We start from the raw sequence: 17,701 nt of genomic DNA on the forward strand, positions 1-17,701 counted from the left end.
TGAAACCAGCGCCGGTACGCAGCCTTTTGAAAAATACCACATATCCCCCCGGGGAAGCGCAGATCATCAGGAAGCTATGCAGGGCTGAGATATATGCGCTTCCTTTTTTTATGAGCCGGTGAAGTGATTCCAGTGCCGCCATTTTTAAGGCCTTCCGTTTGTCATGGAAGGCCCTCTTTTTGTTTGATGGAGACTCCGCCTTGCCGCGATATCAGCCGTAATTCATCAGCATTGCCGAGGTGCCGCCGCCCAGAAGCAGCGCGGACTCAACAAGTCCCTGGAAGAATGGTCCTCATGAAACCTGTCTTCATTGTGTTGCCGCTCCTACATTTTTAATTCTGTTGAGCGGCGCCGCTTCATCGAATGAATGAAAGGGTAAAGAATATATGGCTGTAAACTAAACAAAGGGAGAGACGATCGCCTCTCCCTATTGCTGCTTTTATAACGCTTTTGCTGCCTCAAGCCGGGAATAGCGATATCAACGCCGTGTCACTCCTTAGCCAGCTTGCCTCTGGCTGCTTCGCGGGCCGCTTTTTCAGGATCGAGGAAATCTGTCTCGAACTCTCTGACCTTTTTGAAGATGACCGGCGAGAGCAGCGTCAAGGCGATGACGTTGACATAGACCGGTATCGCGGACTGGATATCAAGGACCATCCAGGCAACTGCCGGGACCGTGCCGTGTGAAAAGAAAAACATCGTGGCGCCGAGCCCGAAGAGCGGGCCGGTGCAGGTGATGAATTTGACGATCTTCCTGCGGGTTTCGGCGGGCTTGTCTCGTACCATAAAGCCGACGAGAGCTTCAAGGTAGGCATACCAGCCTGTTGAAGTAGTAAGCGAGAAGATAAATATAAAGATTGCCAGAGCCATCCCGCCGACGGGCCCATATACATGACTGAGCGCTTTCCCGACGGAACCCGCACCGCCCTCGCCCGCCTGCCACACGCCTGTTATAACGACCATCAAACCGGTGATCGTGCAGACGATTATTGTATCTACGAACACCTCGAATGCGCCCCAAAGCCCCTGGCGCGCCGGATGGTCGACATCGGCGGCGGCGTGGATGATAGGGGCGCTGCCCCAACCGGCTTCATTGCTGTAAACGCTTCTGGCAACGCCGACCTGTAATGTCATGATGATACTGGCTCCGGCAAACCCGCCGACCGCCGCCGTGGGATTGAAGGCATAGTAGAAAATGGATTTGAATGCCTCAATGGTGGCGGGGATGTCTTTCAGGATAAGGAAGAACGCCACGCCAAAATATGCCACGACCATAAACGGCACCGCGCTCTCGGCAAACTTGATTATACGCTTTATGCCGCCGAGAATGATGATGAACTGAAGTATCACGTAGATGAAGGAAAAAATGATCGCGCCCGTTGCGGAGAGGTTGAATCCGGCCTGGACGGATTCCGCTACCACATAAGGCCCGGGAGTGAAGTAGAAAGCGGAGAGCATCGCCACCGTAAAGACGACGGAAAGGACCTTGCACCACTTCCAGCCCTTCTCTTCGACAAGGCCCTTCTGAATGTAATATGCAGCGCTCCCGCGCGAAATACCGGTATTGTCTTTCTGTTTATAGGTTTGAGTAAGGACGATCTCGCTCATTTTTGTCGCCATGCCGACAAGAGCGCACATCCACATCCAGAATATGGCGCCTGGGCCGCCTATCGCGATGGCGCTGGCGACTCCGGCTATGTTGCCATTGCCGACGGTGCTTCCGAGAGCCGTGGCAAAAGCGCCGAAGGACGAGACGTTGTTGCTGCTCTCTTTTTTTACCGTATCTTTTTTACGGAAGAGAGTTCCGATCGTGTTGCGCATAATATCCCCAAAACGGCGAAACTGGAAGAAACGAAGGCCGATGGTAAGATAGAGCCCCAACACAAGGAACATCACGGCAAAATACTTATTCCATAATATCGTCCATGCCACGTATTCAAGCAGATGCTCTATTTGATCCCCGATATTCATAAAAATACACCTCCTGATTATTTGTCGAACTGATGGAGCAAAAACAAATAACACTGTGAAACAAACTAAATAGGAGCGGGTATGCCGTACCCGCTCCTGTTAAAGCGAGTATGTCAGGTAAGGGGGTATGTATCTGTATTTATGATTATTGTAATTTGGTAAATTTTGTTGTTTGGCGGCGGGCCGAATGTGAAATGCCCGATAGGTTTCATTTATGTGCAAGGCTCCCATTCTATTATGCCGCTCAAGCCGTGGCGTTTATAGTCTCTATTTAGTCTCTTTAGGAAGCCTTGCACAGAATGTTTTAAACTTCAAAGGATCGTGAGGCGTTATTTGTTCTCCCAGAGCTTTGCGTTCTTTTCGATTTCGACCTTCTCTTTATAGAATATGCCAAGTTTACGCTGCTCTTCCAAAACCCAATCGTAGAATTCGTCGTCCCTGGCGAGCTGCTCGCAGTTGAGGATGCCCTTGCCTGTAAGTTTGCCGTCAGCGATCGCGCGCGCGAAGATGGCGCATGTCGTGGCCGTCGTCCAGGCCATTGACGTGTAGCCTGTCTCAGGGATTTCCCTTTGGGCGATCTCAAATGTATAGGTCACTCGATCATTGCCCTTAATGCCTTTTGTAACGATCCTAAGGATGGACATGTCTTCTTCACCCGGCAGTCTCTGGTATTTCTTACCGAAGATATCCATGAGGATGTCGCGGGGGACCTGATCGACCTTACCGAGCCGGCGTTCTTCCTCGTCAAAGAGGTCGAGCTCATTGAGGAAGCGCATCTGAGCGGCAATCCCGGGCCAGCGGACAGTGTACGCAGCCATCTCAGGCACATCCTTGAAGCAGCGGAAAAGCCCGCCGAGTCCGTCGCTGGTGAAACACTCAAGGTCCTTATAGTCCTCGATCTCGAAAGGCATCACTTCGCTGAGGGCGGGTATGCGCTTTGCTTCGCCGCCGCGAACGACTGTCGCCGGCTGGTTGAACTGGTTGATATTGTCATAAAGCGACCATGTTGTGAAGTAATTGAAGGGAGGACGGGGATTTATGGGAAGGCCGCCGCCGACATAGAGGTACATTTCCTCGCACTTGTCCAGCCGATAATACCCCCGGCCGGCAAAAAAGCTGCTCATTCCGGGTTCAAAGCCAACCATAGAAATGCCAAGCCCGCCTGTGCGGAGGCCTATCTCATGATAAGGAGCGTCGGAACGGCCGTTCATAGCGGAAACGCTGGCGATCTTTTTCCCAAGTTCTATAGCAAGTTTGGTCACTTTATAACCGATGGTTCCGGGCATAGCCGCGGTGATGATATCGCAGTCCTCAGAAGCCTTGCTTACAACTTCCTTATCGAGAGCAGATCCCTTTACTACCTCAACGGAAGGATAAAGTTTTTTTGTTTCTTCCAGATTCTCGTCGCTCATGTCAAGCACGCGGACATCAAAATAAGGAAGCAGATTGTGAACTACGCAACGACCAACCATACCTGCGCCAATATGAAGTGCCTTTTTCTTTGCTGCCATGTTTCTTCCTCCTCACAGATTTTTTAATAGCGTCAATCAATAAAAATATTGCTACCTGTAGTACATGTACTTCATGATCTACACGACCGTATAATACACACCATTCTTTTCCTTGTCAAGCGGCTTCAATAATCTTGCAGGGCAAACGCCCCCGGCCTTTTGATGGAGAAAACGGGCGGAAGGGCTGCCTGAAAAAACCAGCCGGCGAAGCAGTGCGGGCGCGCTTGCGCGGCCGCTCCATCGCCGTCTTTTTCTTTCGGTACTCTCTGATAAAAAGTGCTGCGGGAACGCCGCGATGTGTTAAAATGTCCTGACTGCGGCAAAGGGCGTTTTATGAGGAATAGGATTTTGCTCGTATCGAGCGGCGAGGCGGGGACAGATAAATGTTGCTGAACAAAAAGTACGAGATAGATATGTGCAGCGGAGCGATTTTGCCGAAGATGCTTCTTTTCGCGATCCCGCTGATGTGCTCAAGTATATTGCAGCTGCTTTTCAACGCGGCGGATATCATCGTGGTCGGACGTTACGCGGGCGATAATTCTCTTGCCGCGGTAGGTTCCAACACACCTCTTATCGGGCTTTTGACAAATCTTTTTATCGGACTTTCGATAGGGACGAATGTGCTCGCGGCGCGCTATTACGGCGCGAAAGCGGAGGAGGACCTTGCCAAGACCGTCCACACCTCGATGGTGCTCGGGATCGTCAGCGGCCTTTTTCTGTCGGTCGCCGGCATCGCGGGGGCGCGGAGGATACTCATCTGGATGCAGACCCCTGAGGAGGTGCTCGGCCTCGCGACGCTGTATCTGGTCATCTATTTTCTCGGGATGACCGCGATGATGGTCTATAATTTTGGCAGCGCGATCCTGCGGGCCGTGGGGGACACGCGCCGGCCGCTCTATTATCTGGTGGCCGCCGGTATTATCAACGTGATCCTGAATCTCTTTTTTGTCATCAACCTGCGCCTGGACGTCGCCGGCGTGGCGATCGCGACGGTGATATCGCAGTGCGTTTCGGCGCTGCTCGTAGTGCGCTGTCTGCTTCGCGAGGGCGGCGGCATCCGGCTGGTACCCTCGATGATGAGGATAGACAGGGCTAAGCTGGCGCAGATTTTGAAGATCGGCCTTCCCGCGGGAATCCAGGGGGTCCTGTTTTCTCTCTCGAACGTCGTTATCCAGTCTTCGATCAACTCCTTCGGCGCGGTGGTGATGGCGGGTAACTCCGCCGCCGCGAATATTGAACTTTTCGTCTATTTCGCGATGAACGCCTTTTATCAGGCGATCATCTCATTTACGAGCCAGAATTACGGAGCCGGGCGCATCAAACGCATTTATAAGGTCCTCCTGCGCGGCCAGGCCTGTATCGTCGTGATCGGCGGATTGCTCGGCGTGCTCGTCGTCATCTTCGGACGGACGCTGCTCGGCGTATATTCATCGAGCGGCGCGGTGATCGACGCGGGCATGCAGCGGCTGTGGATACTGTGCAGCACCTATGTGCTCTGCGGCATGATGGACGGCATGGTGGGAACGCTGCGCGGCCTCGGTTATTCGGTGCTGCCGACCGTCGTAACGCTGCTCGGCGCCTGCGGGCTGCGTCTGGTGTGGATCGCCACATTGTTCCAGGCGGAGGCTTTCCATACCGTCACGACGGTCTATCTTTCATATCCGGTCTCGTGGGCTGTGACCTTCGGCGTCCACGTCCTCTGTTTCCGGTGGATCATGACCAAGCGGCTGCTGGTTAGGAAGCTCTAGGGAACCGCTGATTATCCCTTTTATATGTCCTTCGTCGTCCTATTTAGCATTTTATCATAATGATTTTGTTGCAGGGTAGTAGTTTACTATCGAATTTAAATATCGGTTTTTTATGTTTTTCTCTAAGCGTTTGACGCGGCTCACCGTAATGCTGGAAAGAAATATAAGGCCAAAGATGTTTTTCTTAACTTCCGTCTATTGCAAACGCGCATATTATGGTAAAATCTCCTTGCACCCCCCGATCTGCCAAAGACGGAAAACTTATGAGGAGGTTTTTGCATGCGCAAACTATTCGCAGTACTGGCAATTATGCTTTTGGCTCTCCCAGCTTTCGCCGCCGACACGATCAAAATCGGTGAGATCGCCACGGTCACCGGAGACTTCGCCGCCTACGGCGTCGCCGAAGTCGAGTCTGTCAAGATGGCTGTCAGCGAGATCAACGCAAAGGGCGGAGTTCTCGGTAAGAAGCTCGAAGTAGTAATGTACGACTGCCGCACGCGCAACGAAGACATGGTAAACGCGGCCCGCCGCCTCGTCCAGCAGGACAAGGTCGTCGCGGTCATCGGCCCCAGCGGCTCCGGCCTCTGCATCGCGGCCTCCCCGGTGTTCAATCAGGGCAAAGTCGCCCACATCGGAACTCTTCCGACAAACCCGAATGTAACGGTCGACGAAAAGGGCAAAGTAAAGCCCTATAACTTCCGTATATGCTTCCTCGATCCCTATCAGGGAAAGATCCTCGCCGTATTCGCGGCTAAAGACCTCAAGGCTAAAAAGGCCGCGATCCTTTACGACGTGTCAAGCGATTACTCACACGGGCTCCGCGAGTTCTTCACGAAGAGCTTCAAGGCCGCCGGCGGCACGATCGTTGCCGACGAGGGACACCGTGGTGAAGACGTCGACTTCCGCGCCCAGCTGACGAAGATCAAGCAGTCGAACCCCGACGTGCTCGTTCTGCCGACGATGGGCAAGTGCACCCCCCTCTCCGTCAAGCAGGCTCGTGAAATGGGCATCAGCGTTCCCATCATCGGCGGCGACGGCTACGGCGACTTCATGTGGGAGATCACCGGCAAAGAGGCGATGAGGAATACCTTCTGGGTGAGCCACGTCGCCAAGGAAGACCCCGCGCTGAAGGATTTCTTCGCGAAGTATAAGAAGCAGACCGCGACGGAATGCCAGGAGTTCATGAACGCGGTCATGGCCTATGATTCGGTCTACTGGCTCGCGGACGCCATCAAGCGCGCGAACAGCACCGATCCCGTCAAGGTGCGCGACGCTCTTGAAAAGACAAAGAATCTTCAGCTGATGCATACGAAGCTGACGATGGACGAATTCCACAACCCGAAGGACAAGGATGGATTCATCCTCGAGGCGAAGGACGGCAAGGCCGTATTCTACAAGAAGATCAGACCGAACGACTAAAATAACTTTCGCATCATACGGAGCACGGCGGGCCATCGGCCCCCGTGCTCTTTTTTGTTATCGCTGAATATGAGGGGAGGGGGATGTTTAAGTAGAAATACCGCCCGCCGCGGCTATAGCGCCGGTGGCCGCCCGAAAATATTTCTGTTATTATGGGGGCACAGGTTAGCTTAAAGCTTGAAGGAGGCCCTCCCGATGGATAATATCAACGCACTCATTCTCTTTGTATCTCTTATATTGCTTTTTTGCATAGCGTTCAGCCGCTTTCTTACAAAGGCTGGCATTCCCGTGCTCGTCTTCTTTATCTTCGCGGGAATGATCATGGGGTCCGACGGCGTCGGGGGCATATACTTCGATAACGCCGTCGTCGCCAGCACCATCGGGAACTTCGCCATATGCTATATCCTCTTTGCCGGCGGTATGGCGACGAGCTGGAAGTCCGCCAAAGAAGTGCTGGCGCCGGGGGTGCTGCTCTCCACCGTAGGCGTCCTTATAACGGCCGTGTTCGTCGCCGTCGCCGCCTATTTCCTCGTGGGTCTCACATGGCTTCAGGGGCTGCTGCTGGGAGCGGTGGTATCCTGTACCGACGCCGCCTCCGTGTTCTCCATTCTGCGCTCAAACAACCTCAACCTCAAAGCGCCGCTCGCGCCGCTGCTTGAACTTGAGAGCGGCAGCAACGACCCCACCGCGTACATGCTGACGATCGCGATAATCAGCCTCATGACGGCGCCTGACAACGGTTTCCTCAGCTTCGCCATGATGTTCGTGGTGCAGTTCTCCGTCGGCGGCGCGCTTGGCTTTGCCTTCGGTTTTGCCGGCGCGTGGGTGACGAACCGCATAAAGCTCAACAGCGACGGTCTGTATCCCGTCGTTGCGGCGACGATAGCCGCCCTTATATATTCGGCGGTGCAAATAATGCACGGGAATGGGTTCCTCGGGATATATGTCGCCGGCATGGTGATGGGAAATGTAAAGCTGGCTCACAAGGTTTCGCTGGTCCGTTTCTTTGACGGGTTTTCCTGGCTGATGCAGATACTGGTTTTCGTCACGCTCGGCCTGCTCGTCTTTCCCTCGCAGCTGCCATCCGTATGGCTGCCGGCGATAACGATATCGGTCATGCTGATGTTCGTCATTCGCCCCGCGGCCGTCTTCCTTACGCTGCTGCCCTTCAAATATCCCAGAAATGCGCGGCTCCTGATCTCGTGGGTCGGCCTGCGCGGCGCCTCGTCGATCGTTTTTGCCTCCTACGCGCTCTCCAATTCGCTCCCCAATGCGGACGTGATTTTTAACATGGTCTTTTTTATATCGCTGACCTCCGTGATCCTTCAGGGGTCTCTTCTTGCGCCGGTGGCCTCGTTGCTCGACCAGCTTGACCGCGAGGACAAGACCCTTGTCTCCCGCGGCTTCACCGACTATGAAGAGGAGCTGCAGGGGACCCTTTACGAGCTGCGCGCGGTCAAGGGATCGCCGGCCGTCGGAATGGCGGTGCAGGAGATGAAGTTCCCCGAGAGCGTGCGCATCATGCTCATAAGCCGCGGCAGCGGCACCCTCACCCCGACGGGGAAGACCCGGATCAAGGAGGGCGATATGCTGATGGTGACGGCGGAAAACACCGGCGTCCTGCTCGCGCTTAAGGAACGTCTCGGCCTCGCTTAGCGGTTAGCGCGCGGAAACGGATCGCCGGCCTGAAGTCCTATCCTTCAGGCCGGCGATTTTATCCTTTATGATGACAGGGCTAGATCCCCATCTCCCTCTTGACCTCGGCGAAGGCTGTTATCGCCCTGTCGAGATCCTCCTTCGTGTGCGCCGCGGAGACCTGTGTGCGCACCCTTGCCTTGCCCTGCGGGACTACGGGGTAGAAGAAGCCCGTCACGTATATGCCCTTTTCAAGCAGCCGTGAGGCGAATTCCGAGGCTGCCTTCGCGTCATAGAGCATGATCGGCACGATCGGATGCGTCCCGGGGAGGATGTCGAAGCCCAGCGCCGCCATCTCTTCGCGGAAATATTTGGTGTTGGCGTGTACCCGGTCGCGGTATCCGGTCGACTCCTCAAGCATCTTTATAACTTCTAGCGAGGCGCCGCAGATCGCGGGGGCTACGGTGTTCGAGAAGAGATAGGGGCGGCTGCGCTGGCGCAGCATCTCCACAATTTCGGCCTTAGAGCTCACATAACCGCCGGAGGCTCCGCCGAGAGCCTTGCCGAGAGTGCCGGTGATGATGTCTACGCGTCCCATGACGCCGCAGTATTCGTGCGTGCCGCGCCCGCGTTCGCCCATAAAGCCGACTGCGTGGCTGTCGTCGACCATCACGAGGGCGTCATATTCGTCGGCGAGGTCGCAAATGCCTTTAAGGTCGGCGATATAGCCGTCCATCGAGAATACGCCGTCGGTGACGATGAGTTTGATGTCTGCTCCCGCCGTTTTCGCCGCCTCCAACTGTTCGCGGAGCGACGCCATGTCGTTGTTCTTATAGCGGAACTTCTTCGCCTTGCAGAGGCGCACGCCGTCGATGATGCTGGCGTGGTTCAGCTCGTCGCTGATGATCGCGTCCTTGTCGGAGAGCAGCGGCTCGAATACGCCCCCGTTCGCGTCGAAGCAGGAGGAATAGAGAATAGTATCATCCATGCCGAGGAAGCGGCTGACGGCAGCTTCGAGGTCCTTGTGTATCTGCTGTGTGCCGCAGATGAAACGAACCGAGGCCAGGCCGTAGCCCCAGCGGTCGTAGGCCGCCTTCGCCGCTTCGATGACGCGCGCGTTGTCGGCGAGTCCCAGGTAGTTGTTGGCGCACATGTTGACGACGCCGCCCTTGGCGGTGGTGTCGATCACGTCGCGCTGCGGGGTCGTGATTATACGTTCGTTCTTATAGAGGCCGTCCGCCTTTATCTTTTCTATTTCAGCCGCTATTTTGCCGATCGCAGTTTTCATGTTTCGTATATACCGCCTTTCCTGAATGTTAAAAGCTCTTGGACAACCCCAGGCCAATTTTATTGCCGGGGGGTTGTTCGCCGCTTAAAGTTTCTGCCAGTCAAGGACGACCTTGCCCGACTGCCCGCTGTTCATCGCCTCAAAGCCCTTTTCAAAGTCGCGCACGTCGAAGCGGTGGGTGATGACCTCGCTGATGTTGAGCCCGCTCTGGAGCATCGTCGTCATCTTATACCATGTCTCGTACATCTCGCGTCCGTAGATGCCCTTTATCGTCAGCCCGTTGAAGATGACCTTGTCCCAGTCGATCACGGTGCCAGGCTTTACCAGGCCGAGCAGCGCGATCTTGCCGCTGTTGTGCATCGCGTTGACCATGCCGGAAAAGGCCTGCGGGCTGCCGGACATCTCAAGTCCGACGTCGAAGCCCTCTTTCATGCCGAGCTCGCGCATCACGTCGCGGAGGTCTTCCCTGTCGGCGCGTACCGTGCGCGTCGCGCCAAGCCTCTTCGCGAGGTCGAGCCGGTAGTCGTTGAGGTCGCTGACGACGACGTTGCGCGCGCCTACGTGGCGGCATATCGCGGCGGCCATCATGCCGATGGGGCCCGCTCCCGTGATAAGCACGTCCTCGCCGATAAGGTCGAACTGTAGCGCCGTGTGCGTGGCGTTGCCGAGAGGATCGAAGCAGGAGATTATATCGTCTGGGATCTCAGGGGCGCAGCGCCAGACGTTCGTCGTCGGTATCGAGAGATACTGCGCGAAAGCTCCGTCCCTGTTCACGCCTACGCCGATCGTGTGCGGGCAGTAATGGCGGCGACCGGCTAGGCAGTTACGGCACTCGCCGCAGACAATATGGCCCTCGCCGGAGACTCGCTCTCCAACCTTCCAGCCGCGCACATGGCTGCCGAGCTCGACGATCTCGCCGACATACTCGTGCCCGATAGTCATCGGAGTTTTAATGGTCTTCTGCGACCATTCGTCCCAGTTATAAATGTGGAGGTCCGTGCCGCAGATCGATGTCTTCTTTATTTTTATCAAAACATCGTTGGGCCCCGGCTGAGGAATGTCGACTTCGCGCATCCACAGGCCGACACCCGGTTTTTCTTTGACAAGAGCAAGCATTTTTCCCTTCATCTTCGTCACTCCTTCAAGCTGTTTTCGTCGTTTATTCATGTAACGGTATAATCAAAAGCTTTTTATTGGGCGTGGTTATTGAATTATCACTAATATACCCTAAACGCATGGAAAATTCAAATAGACAGAACGATTCTATTGCTGATTTATTGCAACTGCACAGTCCGCGGCGAAAGACGCGCCGGTGAACGCCGGAACGCTGAATCGCAGTTTATCCACCGCCGGGTGTTTTCTGCTTCGCTTGAATCGATGCTGGACAAATTTGCCATGTAAGTGTTATTATCTTACGTTGGCTAGAATAATCGCTGGTTGAAAAATTCAATGGCGCAGAACAGTTAGGACGTATACTAAACCGAGAGGAACATATAAAATGCAGGACTCTTCAAAGATAAGAAATATAGCTATCATCGCTCATATCGACCACGGCAAGACAACGTTAATAGACGGCATCTTCAAGGCGGCGCACCTCTTCCGCGATAATCAGGTAATGGAGGAGCGCGTGATGGACGCGGGAAATCTGGAGCGCGAACGCGGCATCACGATCAAGGCCAAACACTGCACGGTCGAATGGGAAGGCTACAAGATAAACATCGTCGACACCCCCGGGCACGCCGATTTTTCGGGAGAGGTCGAAAGAGTCCTCTCGATGGTCGATTCCGTCCTGCTGCTCGTCGACGCGAACGAAGGGCCGATGCCGCAGACGCGTTATGTCCTCATGCGCGCGCTGAAACTCGGACTCAGGCCGATCGTGATCGTCAACAAGGTGGACCGCCCGAACGCCGAACCCGACTCGGCGCTCGACAAGACCTTTGACCTGTTTATTGAGCTTGGCGCGACGGAAGAGCAGTGCGACTTCGCGGTGCTCTATGGCTCCGGCCTTCAGGGCTGGTTCGTGGACGATCTCGGCAAACACGAGGATAACTCAAAGGCCGGAATGAACGACCTCTTTAAGACGATAATCGAGAGGGTCCCGGCGCCGCGCGCGGAGATGGACAAGCCCTTCCTCATGCAGGTCTGCACGCTCTCATGGAGCGAATATCTGGGCCGCATCGGCTGCGGGCGCATCCTTCAGGGCACGCTGAAGAAAGGGGACCGGATACTGCGCACGCACACGCGCTGGACCGATTACGATCAGACGAGCTGGGAGGTCGTATCCACCGACACCTCGACCTGTGCGCACCTCTATGTCACAAAGGGGCTGGACCGCGCCGAAGTTTCGGAGGTCGGCGCGGGCGACATCGTCTGGTTCACGGGGCCCGAGAATATCGACCTCGGCGATACGATGAGCGCTCCTGACCTTTCTAATCCCGCGATCGCGCCTCTTGACATCGAAGAGCCTACGGTCTCGATGCTTTTCCTTGTAAACACGAGCCCCTTCGCCAATCAGGACGGCAACGCGATCACGCTGCGCCAGCTCAAGGCGCGCATAGAGCGTGAAACCAAGACCGACCCCGCCCTGCGCATGGAAGACCTCGGCCGTCCTGACGGCATCAAGGTCTCGGGGCGCGGCGAGCTTCACCTCGGCATCCTTATCGAAGAGATACGCCGCGAGGGATCGGAGATCTGCGTCTCGCGTCCTGAGGTCATCACCCAGCACGATTCAAGGGGGCGCACTCTCGAGCCGATGGAGGAACTTATCATCGACGTGCCGGAGGAATATCAGGGCGTCGTTATCCAGAAGCTCGCGCAGCGCAAGGGCGAGCTTAAAAATATGGAAAACAGCGGCACCGGCGTTCTGCGCCTGGAATTTTCTATCCCTACGCGCGGCCTTATCGGCTACCGCGGGGAATTTCTCACCGACACGCGCGGCCTGGGCATCCTCGCTTCGCGCTTCGTCGGCTATGGCGAATGGATGGGCGAGATAAACGCGCGCTCGCGCGGTTCGCTCGTCTCGATGGATACCGGCCCCGCCACAAGCTACGCGCTTGACAACCTTCAGGAGCGCGGCACCCTCTTTATCAAACCGGGCGACCCGATCTACAACGGACAGGTCGTGGGCGAAGCCTCGCGCCTCAAAGACATTCCCTGCAATCCCGCCAAACGTAAACAGCAGAACAACATGCGTTCCGCGACCAAGGATATGAAGACGGTGCTCGACGTCCCGCGCACGGTGACGATCGATACGGCGCTTGAGTGGATCGCCGACGACGAGCTGGTCGAGGTGACGCCGCTTTCGGTGCGTATACGCAAGATGATCCTCGACGCCGACCAGCGCAAGAAGGCCCGTATGCAGGCGGGGATAAGCGATTCGGACGAGGATTAAAATGATACGGGAGCTGATCCCCTACCGCGATTTTGAACGCGACGAGGTCTTTGCCTGCGTTACGGGGCTCATCAAGAGCGCCGGACAGATAGACGATTCCTCTCTTGCCGAAAGCGCCTCATGGTATTGCGACTGCGTCGCGAAGATGGCCGCGGCGGCGGAGAAGGCCGGCATCGCGGGGAACCTTTGGCAGACGTGGCTCGCGATGCTTGTCGCGGAAAACGAAAACCCCTTCTCTCTCGCGCACGAGCGCCGCGAACCGCTTGACGGCACGATGCGCTCGCTTGCGATGAGGGACTTTGAGACGTTATACGACTACATGCACTATGACCTCAGAGCCGTTGAGGCCGAGCTTGGCCTTGGCGCTTCCGGCTGCCTTGACGGTTTTGTGCCGATGGAGGCCGGACCGGTCTCCTTTGGGCGTATCGCCGGCGCGGTGGTCGGAGGTCTCGCGGAGGCGATGGCAAAGGCTGATTCTCCCGCCGGCCTTTATGAGGCGGCGGCGGCCTTTTACCGTGAGCACGGAGTCGGCAAATTCGGCATTTACGGAGGCTTCCGCTGGGACGCGCACTCGCGTGAGATCGTTCCCGCGATACCGCTTGAGGATATCGCCCTCTCCGACCTCGTCGGCTATGAAGAGCAGAAAAAGGCGGTGGTGGACAACACCGCGGCCTTTCTCGAAGGGCGTCCCGCGAACAACGTGCTTCTCTACGGCGAGGGCGGGACCGGAAAATCTTCAACGATAAAGGCTCTGCTCAACGAGTACGCCCCGCGCGGCCTGCGGATGATCGAGGTATACAAGCACCAGATAAACGACCTTGAGACTATCCTCGAGGAGATAAAACTGCGCAACTATAAGTTCATTCTCTTTATGGACGACCTCTCTTTTGAACAGTTTGAGGTAGAATACAAATTTCTCAAGGCCTTCATCGAGGGCGGTATTGAAAAGCGTCCCGACAACGTCCTTATCTACGCCACCTCAAACCGCCGCCACCTCATGAAAGAGACCTGGGGCGACCGCCTGGACAAAGACGACGACATGCACGAATCGGAGACGATGCAGGAAAAGATGTCGCTCGTTGACCGCTTCGGGCTGCTGATACGCTATTTTTCGCCCGAACAGGGTGAATACCTGCACATCGTCCGCAGCCTGGCCGTGGAATATGGCGTGGAATTACCGGACGAAGAGCTGGAACGCGGCGCGATCCGCTGGGAGCTCAAGCACGGCGGCTTCTCCGGCAGAAGCGCGCGCCAATATGTGGAATTCCTGGCCGGCAGAAAATAAGTTCGGATTTAAGGTTATTTTATATCAGTCATTTGAAGGCAGCCTGAGTTTGGCTGCCTCTTTTATTCCAAGCTGAAGCAGGACGGACTGCGCCACGAAGAAGACGTTCGTCATAAGTTCGGAAAGCTGCCGCGAAAAATCGCGCCGCCGCCCTTCGCGCAGGCTCACCGCCATATCCGAGGATAGCCGCGGAAAGACGTCGAGCACGATACCCTGAATTTCTATCAGCCGCAGAGGATAGAGCCACACCAGCCGCCCCTTGATCTGGGAATATATCTCCTTTATCACAGTATTTTTCGACGATTTGCAGATAATGGCTATCGCCGCGCCCAAGGTGAAAAACTCCATGCCGCGCCGCGCGTCGTTCTCGATGGCGTCGGTCAGCTCCTTTACGCAATCCTCGGTGAAAGAGGGGAATGCCTCGTAAGAGACGTCCTCTATCGTGATCGCGAGTATGTGCAGGAGGCTGAGGCCGGAGACAAAGCGGCTTTTGAACAGGCCAACGTCGATCTTTACGGCGCGGCGCGCCCTCTCCGAGCCGTATATCCTGGTTCCCTTCCGCTTTACCGTCTCCGTCACGCCGATACTGTTCAAAAGCTTGATCGTCCGGCGGACCGTTATCTCGGAAAGCCCCATCGAGGCTGCCAGCTCGGGGATCGGCGGCAGCCATCTGCCGGAGAATTCCCCTGTGTTTATCCGGTAAAGCAGATCGACGGCAGCCGAATAGAGATGCCGCTCCTGCTCCATATAGACCTGCCAGCGGAAGGGGATCTTGCCGGTCGCGTTTTCGAGCCCCACGGAGTCGAGGTATATATTCATATCCTTATTGCATGAATCTATGAGTTGATGAAAAAGCGCATCGGTCCTCGCATAGTCAGCCGCTCCCGCCGCGTTCACGATATCGTAAAAGAGCTTTGCCGGAATACGTTCCGTCCAGGGATGCTTGTTGTTTTTTATAAGCAGATGCACGTCCCCTCCGGAAAAGGCGGCGTAGACGAAATTGTCAAGCTCGCAGATAAGATGCAGCAATACAGGATTGCCGAGCAGCCTGATGAAGAAAGCCGTAAATTCAAAGATGGCGCCGGAATTGTTGTTCTCGATTTCATCGATGATCAGCGCAAGCTTCGCTTGCCCCTCCTGATCGAGATAACGCGCGCCGAGGGAGAGCGAGGGAGGAAGGAAATAGTTCATCGCCGCGTACATGTCCGCGACCGCGTTTATGCGGTCGTAAAGTTCGCTCCTGTTTAGCCCGCATTTTCCGTTCCAGCATACGGTCCCGGTCCGGCCCGGAGACAACTCTATATAACCGTCATTCTTTAAGGCTTGCAGCGCTTTTCTTGCCGTACTGAAAGAAACGTCAAAGATTTCCGATATCTCCAACGCCGCCGGAAGAGGCTCTCCGCTTTGGTATTGACCGCCTTCTATCTGAGTGCGGTAAAATCTATAAATCAGGCGATATAATCCTTGAGTGTCGTTCATTTTGTTCCCTCTTTCGTCATGTATATAGTTTACCATACCTCATTTATGAAAATTTTAAATAGCTGTACTTGATAAAAAATAGATATATATGATAGCATAATAGACATAGTTGTTATTTGGGAATGCTCGTCGATAAAATCTGACCGGTAAGATTACCGCGGATCAGGTATGGACAAAGGAGGGATTTTGAATGCTGACGAAAACGTTGAAAGTCGAGACCGACAACCATTTGAATATCATGGAATCGGTAAAGAAGCTCGCCGCGTCCTCGGGGCAGCCGCTCATAGTGATAGACGGAGAGGGAACGCTCCTCTATATAAACGTACTTGGCAAAGAAGTTCTAAAGAAGAAGGGGCGCTCCCGAATGATGCGGAAGATTTTTTCTTTTTTCAGCTTTGTCTCCTATCTTGCCTACAACGACAACTATTATGAGATGGAGAGGATCGCCGATTTTCGGACGAAAGAGAACTCTCTGCATATCTGCCGAATACGCGCCTGATGGCTTAGTTGGCGGGCGCGGCCTATGCGGAGGGTTGATGTAAACTGCCGTATAGGTCAAAGTTCATAAATTTAGTTTCGATTATTATTTAGCAATCTCCAAGAAACAGTAAATCGCGCCGATATGCCTGTGGAAAATTGTATTTTCCCCTCTTTTCAAAGTTCAGAAAAAATGCTAAACTTGTTATGTCAACGATAAAAATGAACAAATATACTCAAACGGTTCAAAAATAATCATGAGGAGGAAAAGAAAATGCTCAGCACACAGCAGATCATCGACAAGACAAACAAACTCGGCGCGCATAACTATCATCCGAAAGACGTAGTCATCGTCGAAGGTGAGGGCGTGATAGTACGCGATCCGGAGGGACGCGAATATTTCGACATGCTTTCAGCCTATTCGGCCCTTAATTTCGGGCACCGCCATCCGGAGATCGTGGCGGCCGCCAAGGAACAGCTTGACAAAGTGACGCTCACCTCGCGCGCCTTCCATAACGCCGTTCTTTGCGACTTCTATGAAAAACTCTGCGGACTGACGGGCAAAGAGATGATCCTCCCCATGAATACGGGAGCCGAAGCCGTCGAGACGGCCCTTAAGACCGCCCGCCGCTGGGGCGCCGAGGTGAAGGGCGTGGAGAACGGAAAGCAGGAGATAATCGTCTGCGAGAACAACTTCCACGGCCGCACGATCGCCATCGTCAGCTTCTCGACCGACCCTGACGCGCGTATCAACTACGGTCCCTACTGCGAGGGCTTCAAGATCATCAAATACGGCGACGCCAAGGCACTCGAAGAGGCGATCACGCCCAACACCGTAGCCTTCATGGCGGAGCCGATACAGGGCGAAGCCGGCATCATCACGCCTCCGAAAGGGTACCTCAAAGAGGTGCGTGATATCTGCACGAAGCACAACATTCTCTTCATCGCCGACGAGGTCCAGACGGGCTTTGCGCGTACCGGCAGGATGTTCGCCTGCAACTTTGAAGATGTCGAACCGGATATTTATATTCTCGGGAAAGCGCTCGGCGGCGGCGTGATGCCGATATCGGCGGTGGCCGCCAACAAAGACGTCCTCGGCGTATTCACCCCCGGGACCCACGGCTCCACCTTCGGCGGCAACCCGCTCGCCTGCGCCGTATCGATCAAGGCAATGGAGATACTTGTGAGAGACGATTACTCAAAGCAGGCAGAGGAGAAGGGCGACTACTTCATGCGGAGGCTTCGCGAGATAGACAACCCCGAGATCATCGACGTGCGCGGCTCAGGGCTCCTCATCGGCGTTGAGTTCTCGGTCCCAGCCGCTCCCTACGTCAAGAAACTTATCGCCAACGGCGTACTGGCGAAGGAGACCCACGAGCGCACGATCCGTTTCGCGCCGCCGATCGTCATCACTTACGAACAGATAGACAGGGCGATAGAGGGCATCAAAAAAGCCTTCGCGAAATAACGATATATCCGCCTTTGAGATAACGGCAAAGG

The 17,701-nt window shown here is 55.1% G+C and carries 12 protein-coding genes; 7 read left to right on the top strand and 5 right to left on the bottom strand.

Annotated elements, in window-relative coordinates; translation table 11 throughout:
* Positions 1–489 precede the first annotated feature (489 nt).
* Both CLOEV_RS04205 and CLOEV_RS04210 read right to left on the bottom strand, forming a co-directional pair.
* Positions 490–1,968 carry an alanine/glycine:cation symporter family protein gene (locus tag CLOEV_RS04205; RefSeq protein WP_051484877.1) on the bottom strand — a complete coding sequence of 493 codons (1,479 nt, stop codon included), beginning with the start codon at positions 1,966–1,968 and terminating at the stop codon, positions 490–492.
* 329 nt (positions 1,969–2,297) lie between these two features.
* The gene (locus CLOEV_RS04210) at positions 2,298–3,479 is read right to left on the bottom strand and encodes a saccharopine dehydrogenase family protein (RefSeq protein WP_008710807.1); all 1,182 of its coding nucleotides are present in this window, start codon (positions 3,477–3,479) and stop codon (positions 2,298–2,300) included.
* Between the two features lie 383 nt (positions 3,480–3,862).
* On the opposite strand from CLOEV_RS04210, the gene CLOEV_RS04215 reads away from it, so the two are divergent.
* From CLOEV_RS04215 to CLOEV_RS04225, 3 genes are all read left to right on the top strand, one after another.
* On the top strand, positions 3,863–5,227 hold the full coding sequence (locus CLOEV_RS04215; RefSeq protein ID WP_174401621.1) for an MATE family efflux transporter: 1,365 nt from the start codon (positions 3,863–3,865) through the stop codon (positions 5,225–5,227).
* 279 nt (positions 5,228–5,506) lie between these two features.
* Positions 5,507–6,646 (top strand): ABC transporter substrate-binding protein, encoded by a 1,140-nt coding sequence (locus CLOEV_RS04220; RefSeq protein WP_008710812.1) that lies wholly within the window; start codon positions 5,507–5,509, stop codon positions 6,644–6,646.
* 195 nt (positions 6,647–6,841) lie between these two features.
* Positions 6,842–8,302: a potassium/proton antiporter gene (locus CLOEV_RS04225; protein ID WP_034442071.1), complete on the top strand. Its 1,461-nt coding sequence runs from the start codon at positions 6,842–6,844 to the stop codon at positions 8,300–8,302.
* Between the two features lie 79 nt (positions 8,303–8,381).
* Here CLOEV_RS04225 and CLOEV_RS04230 read toward each other — a convergent pair whose 3' ends face one another.
* Together CLOEV_RS04230 and tdh are read right to left on the bottom strand one after the other, a co-directional pair.
* Positions 8,382–9,569 (bottom strand): glycine C-acetyltransferase, encoded by a 1,188-nt coding sequence (locus CLOEV_RS04230; protein ID WP_034442074.1) that lies wholly within the window; start codon positions 9,567–9,569, stop codon positions 8,382–8,384.
* A gap of 84 nt (positions 9,570–9,653) precedes the next feature.
* Entirely contained in the window at positions 9,654–10,697 is a 1,044-nt protein-coding gene (gene tdh, locus CLOEV_RS04235; protein WP_034442077.1) for an L-threonine 3-dehydrogenase, read from the bottom strand.
* Between the two features lie 370 nt (positions 10,698–11,067).
* Here tdh and typA point away from each other — a divergent pair, with 370 nt between their 5' ends.
* Together typA and CLOEV_RS04245 are read left to right on the top strand one after the other, a co-directional pair.
* The gene (gene typA, locus CLOEV_RS04240; RefSeq protein WP_008710818.1) at positions 11,068–12,960 is read left to right on the top strand and encodes a translational GTPase TypA; all 1,893 of its coding nucleotides are present in this window, start codon (positions 11,068–11,070) and stop codon (positions 12,958–12,960) included.
* A 1-nt stretch (position 12,961) separates the two neighbouring features.
* Positions 12,962–14,245, top strand: coding sequence for an ATP-binding protein (locus CLOEV_RS04245; RefSeq protein ID WP_034442079.1), 1,284 nt, complete (start codon positions 12,962–12,964; stop codon positions 14,243–14,245).
* A gap of 24 nt (positions 14,246–14,269) precedes the next feature.
* Here the strand turns inward: CLOEV_RS04245 and CLOEV_RS04250 are convergent, their stop codons facing one another.
* The gene (locus tag CLOEV_RS04250; protein ID WP_169732191.1) at positions 14,270–15,724 is read right to left on the bottom strand and encodes a GntR family transcriptional regulator; all 1,455 of its coding nucleotides are present in this window, start codon (positions 15,722–15,724) and stop codon (positions 14,270–14,272) included.
* A 190-nt stretch (positions 15,725–15,914) separates the two neighbouring features.
* Here CLOEV_RS04250 and CLOEV_RS04255 point away from each other — a divergent pair, with 190 nt between their 5' ends.
* On the top strand, positions 15,915–16,223 hold the full coding sequence (locus CLOEV_RS04255) for a hypothetical protein (RefSeq protein WP_008710824.1): 309 nt from the start codon (positions 15,915–15,917) through the stop codon (positions 16,221–16,223).
* A gap of 252 nt (positions 16,224–16,475) precedes the next feature.
* On the top strand, positions 16,476–17,669 hold the full coding sequence (gene rocD / locus CLOEV_RS04260; protein ID WP_008710826.1) for an ornithine--oxo-acid transaminase: 1,194 nt from the start codon (positions 16,476–16,478) through the stop codon (positions 17,667–17,669).
* Positions 17,670–17,701 lie beyond the last annotated feature (32 nt).

It is taken from the genome of Cloacibacillus evryensis DSM 19522 (genome assembly GCF_000585335.1).
Taxonomy (GTDB): domain Bacteria; phylum Synergistota; class Synergistia; order Synergistales; family Synergistaceae; genus Cloacibacillus; species Cloacibacillus evryensis.

Coding starts and splice junctions, on each gene's coding strand:
- CLOEV_RS04205 (WP_051484877.1), bottom strand. CDS start 1,968: ATGAATATCGGGGATCAAATAGAGCATCTGCTTGAATACGTGGCATGG.
- CLOEV_RS04210 (WP_008710807.1), bottom strand. CDS start 3,479: ATGGCAGCAAAGAAAAAGGCACTTCATATTGGCGCAGGTATGGTTGGT.
- CLOEV_RS04215 (WP_174401621.1), top strand. CDS start 3,863: ATGTTGCTGAACAAAAAGTACGAGATAGATATGTGCAGCGGAGCGATT.
- CLOEV_RS04220 (WP_008710812.1), top strand. CDS start 5,507: ATGCGCAAACTATTCGCAGTACTGGCAATTATGCTTTTGGCTCTCCCA.
- CLOEV_RS04225 (WP_034442071.1), top strand. CDS start 6,842: ATGGATAATATCAACGCACTCATTCTCTTTGTATCTCTTATATTGCTT.
- CLOEV_RS04230 (WP_034442074.1), bottom strand. CDS start 9,569: ATGAAAACTGCGATCGGCAAAATAGCGGCTGAAATAGAAAAGATAAAG.
- tdh (WP_034442077.1), bottom strand. CDS start 10,697: ATGAAGGGAAAAATGCTTGCTCTTGTCAAAGAAAAACCGGGTGTCGGC.
- typA (WP_008710818.1), top strand. CDS start 11,068: ATGCAGGACTCTTCAAAGATAAGAAATATAGCTATCATCGCTCATATC.
- CLOEV_RS04245 (WP_034442079.1), top strand. CDS start 12,962: ATGATACGGGAGCTGATCCCCTACCGCGATTTTGAACGCGACGAGGTC.
- CLOEV_RS04250 (WP_169732191.1), bottom strand. CDS start 15,724: ATGAACGACACTCAAGGATTATATCGCCTGATTTATAGATTTTACCGC.
- CLOEV_RS04255 (WP_008710824.1), top strand. CDS start 15,915: ATGCTGACGAAAACGTTGAAAGTCGAGACCGACAACCATTTGAATATC.
- rocD (WP_008710826.1), top strand. CDS start 16,476: ATGCTCAGCACACAGCAGATCATCGACAAGACAAACAAACTCGGCGCG.